4 protein-coding genes and 1 pseudogene are annotated in these 5,377 nt (G+C 62.2%); all 5 read right to left on the bottom strand.

The annotated features are described in order from the left end of the window. Positions 1 to 139: pseudogene (locus EN994_RS36140) on the bottom strand (biotin--[acetyl-CoA-carboxylase] ligase); the annotation flags it as partial. A gap of 5 nt (positions 140 to 144) precedes the next feature. After that, positions 145 to 1,581 (bottom strand): NADH-quinone oxidoreductase subunit NuoN, encoded by a 1,437-nt coding sequence (nuoN, locus tag EN994_RS16410; RefSeq protein ID WP_063168234.1) that lies wholly within the window; start codon positions 1,579 to 1,581, stop codon positions 145 to 147. A gap of 18 nt (positions 1,582 to 1,599) precedes the next feature. After that, positions 1,600 to 3,105: an NADH-quinone oxidoreductase subunit M gene (locus EN994_RS16405; RefSeq protein ID WP_063168235.1), complete on the bottom strand. Its 1,506-nt coding sequence runs from the start codon at positions 3,103 to 3,105 to the stop codon at positions 1,600 to 1,602. Beyond that, positions 3,105 to 5,078 carry an NADH-quinone oxidoreductase subunit L gene (nuoL, locus tag EN994_RS16400; RefSeq protein ID WP_063168236.1) on the bottom strand — a complete coding sequence of 658 codons (1,974 nt, stop codon included), beginning with the start codon at positions 5,076 to 5,078 and terminating at the stop codon, positions 3,105 to 3,107. Before nuoL ends, EN994_RS16405 begins: the two co-directional genes overlap by 1 nt. A gap of 10 nt (positions 5,079 to 5,088) precedes the next feature. Further along, positions 5,089 to 5,377: NADH-quinone oxidoreductase subunit NuoK (gene nuoK, locus EN994_RS16395; RefSeq protein ID WP_127307653.1), on the bottom strand; the 289-nt coding region annotated here is incomplete at its 5' end.

Below are 5,377 nucleotides of genomic sequence, written 5' to 3'. Positions count from 1 at the left end.
TCTTGGAAACGACCCACAATTTGCCGGCGTCGCCTGCCCTTGCGTGGTCCAGTGCCAGCGCATTGGTGGAGCCGACGCTCTCATGCGCCTCGAGCCGGAACCCTTCCGACGCCGAGGTTGGAGCCAGCCGAAATGCCATGCCGTCTAGAAAAACGTCTTGGCGGCGGCTTCGGCATAGGTGCCGATCGGCCCACCGATCAACACGTAGAACAGCACGAAGGCGCCGGAGACGCCGAGCACGACACGCAATTCCGTCGCCATCGGCACGAAGCCGCCGACCGGTTCGTCGAACCACATGATCTTGATGATGCGCAAATAGTAATAGGCGCCCACCACCGAGGCCAGCACGCCGATGATCGCCAGCGCGTAGAGATTGGCGTTGATGGCGGCGAGGAAGACGTACCATTTCCCCCAGAAGCCGGCGAGCGGTGGAATGCCGGCGAGTGAGAACATCAGGATGGTCAGGATCGTCGCCATGACCGGATTGGTCGACGACAGGCCGGCCAGGTCGCTGATCTGCTCGACATTGCCTTCCTTGCGCCGCATGGCGAGGATGAAGGCGAAGGTGCCGAGCGTCATCACCAGATAGATCAGCATGTAGATGGCAACGCCGCGCACGCCGGCCTGGCTGTTGGCGGCAAGGCCGACCAGCGCGTAACCCATATGGCCAATCGAGGAATAGGCCATCAGGCGCTTGATGTTGGTCTGCCCGATTGCGGCGAAGGAGCCGAGTGCCATCGAGGCGATCGAGATGAAGACGATGATCTGCTGCCAGTCGGCGGCGATTGGCTTGAACGCGCCCATGGTGACGCGCACGATCAGTGCCATCGCCGCCATTTTCGGCGCCGCCGCCAGGAAGGCCGTCACCGGAGTCGGCGCGCCCTCATAGACGTCAGGCGTCCACATGTGGAACGGCACCGCGGAAATCTTGAAGGCAAGGCCGGCCAGCACGAAGACGAGGCCGAAAACGAGGCCAAGCTGGCGCTCGCCGCTGCCGAGTGCCGTGGCGATTTCCTGGAAGCCGGTGTTGCCGGTGTAGCCGTAGACCAGGCTGATGCCATAGAGCAGCATGCCCGACGACAGCGCACCGAGAACGAAATATTTGAGGCCCGCTTCGGTCGAGCGCAGATTGTCGCGGTTGATCGCGCACAGCACATAGATCGCCAGCGACTGCAGCTCGAGGCCGAGATAGAGGCCGATCATGCTGTTGGCCGAGATCATCAGCATCATGCCGAGCGTGCACAGCAGGATCAGCACCGGATATTCGAACTTGTCGAAACGCTCCGCCTTGGCGAAGCGCATCGACATCACCAGCGTCACCGCCGAGCCAACCAGTGCCAGCACCTTCATGAAGCGGCCGAAGGAATCCTGGATGAAGGCATTGCCATAAGCGCTGCCCTGCCCGGTTCGGAAGATCAGCCAGGCGCCCGCGATCGCCAGCACGGCAACCGCAAGGCCGGTTACCGTGTTGGCCGTGTTGGCGCGCGAACAGGCTCCGACCATCAGCAGCGCCAGCGCGCCGACGGCAAGGATCAGCTCTGGCGTCGAGAGCGACAGGCTGGAGAGAAGGTCCGGCGTCATGGTTCGCAAAACCTCTGGTCAGTTCGCCGCCGCGGTCTGCGCGGTGCCGATGGATGCAGTGACATTGGTGACGAGCGACTTGACCGATTGGGCCGTCGCGTCGAAGACCGGGGCGGGATAGACGCCGAAGAAGATGACCAGCACGACCAGCGGGTAGATGATCACCTTCTCGCGCGGCGACAGGTCGAGCAGTCCCTTAAGGCTCTCCTTGGTCAGTGCGCCGAAGATCACCCGGCGGTAGAGCCAGAGCGCGTAGGCGGCCGACAGGATGACGCCGGTGGCGGCGAAGAACGCCACCCATGTGTTGACCCGGAACACGCCGAGCATGGTCAGGAACTCGCCGACGAAGCCGCTGGTACCGGGCAGGCCGACATTGGCCATGGTGAAGATCAGGAACACCGTGGCGTATTTCGGCATGTTGTTGACCAGCCCGCCATAGGCCGCGATCTCACGTGTGTGCATGCGGTCGTAGATGACGCCGACGCACAGGAACAGCGCGCCGGAGACGAGGCCGTGGCTGAGCATCTGGAAGATCGCGCCCTGCACGCCTTCCTGGTTCATGGCGAAGATGCCCATGGTGACGAAGCCCATATGAGCAACCGACGAATAGGCGATCAGCTTCTTCATGTCCTCCTGCATCAGCGCCACCAGCGAGGTGTAGATGATGGCGACGACGGACAGCGCGAAGACCAGCGGCGCGAACATTTCCGACGCCAGCGGGAACATCGGCAAGGAGAAGCGCAGGAAGCCGTACCCGCCCATTTTCAACAGGATGCCGGCCAGGATGACGGAGCCCGCCGTCGGCGCCTCGACGTGCGCGTCGGGCAGCCATGTGTGCACCGGCCACATCGGCATCTTCACCGCGAAGGAGGCGAAGAAGGCAAGCCATAGCCAGGTCTGCATGTTGGCCGGGAAGTTGTGGGTCAGCAGCGTCGGGATGTCGGTTGTTCCGGACTGGAAGAACATCGCCATGATGGCGAGCAGCATCAGCACCGAACCGGCGAGCGTGTAGAGGAAGAACTTGAACGAGGCGTAGACGCGCCGCTTGCCGCCCCAGACGCCGATGATGATGAACATCGGGATCAGGCCGGCTTCGAAGAAGACGTAGAACAGCACGATGTCCAGCGCGCAGAACACGCCGATCATCAGCGTTTCGAGCAGCAGGAAGGCAATCATGTAGGCCTTGACGCGCTTCTCGATCGATTCCCACGAGGCCAGGATGCAGAGCGGCATCAGGAAGGTCGTCAGGATGACGAACAGCATCGAGATGCCGTCGACGCCCATATGGTAGGAAATGCCGGAATCGAGCCAGGCGACCTTCTCGACGAACTGGAAGCCGGACTGCGAATTGTCGAATCCGGTCCAGATGAACAGCGAGATGATGAACGTGAAAGTCGTCGTCAACAGCGCGATGGCGCGGATGTTGCGGCGTGCATTTTCGCTGTCGTCATTGATGAACAGGATAAGCAGCACACCAACCAGCGGCAGGAAGGTGACCAGCGAGAGGATTGGCCAGGCGGTCATCAGAGCATCATCCAGGTGACGAGTGCGGCAACGCCGATCAGCATGGCGAAGGCGTAGTGGTAGAGATAGCCGGTCTGCAGCTTGACGACGCGGTTGGTGACATCGACGACACGCGCCGAGATACCGTCGGGGCCGAGGCCGTCGATGACGGTGCCGTCGCCGGTCTTCCACAGGAAATGGCCAAGGCGCTTGGCGGGCCGCACGAACAGGAAGTCGTAGAGCTCGTCGAAATACCACTTGTTGAGCAGGAAGGCGTAGAGCCCGCGATGCTGCGCGGCCAGGTTGACCGGCATTTCCGGCGAGCGGATGTAGAATTTCCAGGCCAGCGCGAAGCCGATCAGCATGGCGATGAAGGGCGACAGTTCGACCCACAGCGGCAATTCGTGGATGTCGTGCAGGATGTGATTGTCAGGCAATGTGAACAGCGATGCCTTCCAGAACTCGGCATAGCCCTCGCCGATGAAGGCGTTGTGGAAGATGACGCCGGCAAACAGCGCACCCGCAGCCAGGATGAACAGCGGCACCAGCATCACCGGCGGCGATTCATGGACATGGTGCATGACCTCATGGCTCGCCCGCGGCTTGCCGTGGAAGGTCATGAAGATCAGCCGCCAGGAGTAGAAGGAGGTGAAGCAGGCGGCGATGACCAAAAGCACGAAGGCCATGCCGGCAACCGAATTGTGGCCGGCAAAGGCGCTCTCGATGATGGCGTCCTTGGAGAAGAAGCCGGCGGTGCCGATGACCGTCACCGGAATGCCGACGCCGGTCAGCGCCAGCGTGCCGATCACCATCATCCAGTAGGTGGTCGGGATCAGTTTCCTGAGGCCGCCCATATTGCGCATGTCCTGCTCGTCGGACACGGCGTGGATGACCGAGCCCGAGCCGAGGAACAGCAGCGCCTTGAAGAAGGCATGCGTGAACAGGTGGAAGATCGCCGCGCCATAGGCGCCGACGCCGAGCGCCACGAACATGTAACCGAGCTGCGAGCAGGTCGAATAGGCGATGACGCGCTTGATGTCGTTCTGGACGAGACCGACGGTGGCCGCGAAGAAGGCCGTGAAGGCACCGATGAAGGTCACGACCGTCAGCGCCGAATGCGACAGTTCGAACAGCGGCGACAACCGCGCCAGCATGAACACGCCCGCCGTCACCATGGTGGCGGCATGGATCAGGGCCGAAACCGGCGTCGGGCCTTCCATGGCGTCCGGCAGCCAGGTGTGCAGCGGCACTTGCGCCGACTTGCCCATGGCGCCCATGAACAGGAGCAGGCAGACGATCGTCATGGCCGCCTGCTTGTCCAGCGCATGGCCAAGGAAAGTCAGCACCGCGGCACCCTGCGGTGCACCTTCGGCCGGGATGAACGTCGCCGCATTGGCGAAGATGGTGCCCAGATTGACCGAGCCGAACAGCACGAACACGCCGAAGATGCCGAGCGCGAAGCCGAAATCGCCGACGCGGTTGACGACAAAGGCCTTGATTGCCGCGGCATTGGCCGACGGCTTCTTGTACCAGAAGCCGATCAGCAGATAGGACGCCAGCCCCACCCCTTCCCAGCCGAAAAACATCTGCACGAGGTTGTCCGCCGTCACCAGCATCAGCATGGCGAAGGTGAACAGCGACAGATAAGCGAAGAAGCGCGGCCGGTTCGGATCGTGGTGCATGTAGCCGATCGAATAGATGTGGACCAGCGCCGACACGGTGTTGACCACCACCAGCATGACCACCGTCAGCGTGTCGATCCGCAGCGCCCAGGACGCTTCCAGCCCACCCGACTGTATCCAGCGCAGCACGGGCACGGTGAACACCTCGCCATGGCCGAAACCGACGGTGAAGAACGCGACCCACGACAGCACGGCCGCGATCACCAGGAAACCCGAGGTGATGTATTCGGACGCCTTGGCGCCGAGCGACGTGCCGAACAGGCCGACGATCAGGAAGCCGAGCAGGGGAAGGAAGACGATGGCCTGATACATGGTGGTTCCGTCAACCCTTCATCATGTTCACGTCTTCGACCGCGATCGAGCCGCGGTTGCGGAAGAAGACGACGAGAATGGCAAGTCCGATGGCGGCTTCGGCCGCCGCGACCGTCAGCACGAACAGCGCGAACACCTGGCCGACCAGATCGCCGAGTGCTGCCGAAAAGGCGACGAAGTTGATGTTGACCGCCAGCAGGATCAGCTCGACCGACATCAGGATGACGATGACGTTCTTGCGGTTCAGGAAGATGCCGAACACGCCGAGCGTGAACAGAACAGCCGATACGGTCAGATAA

The sequence above is a fragment of the Mesorhizobium sp. M7A.F.Ca.CA.002.09.1.1 genome (assembly GCF_003998555.1).
Taxonomy (GTDB): domain Bacteria; phylum Pseudomonadota; class Alphaproteobacteria; order Rhizobiales; family Rhizobiaceae; genus Mesorhizobium; species Mesorhizobium ciceri.
The sequence above is the reverse complement of the archived record's forward strand: the minus strand, read 5'-3'. Positions and strand labels throughout refer to the sequence as shown.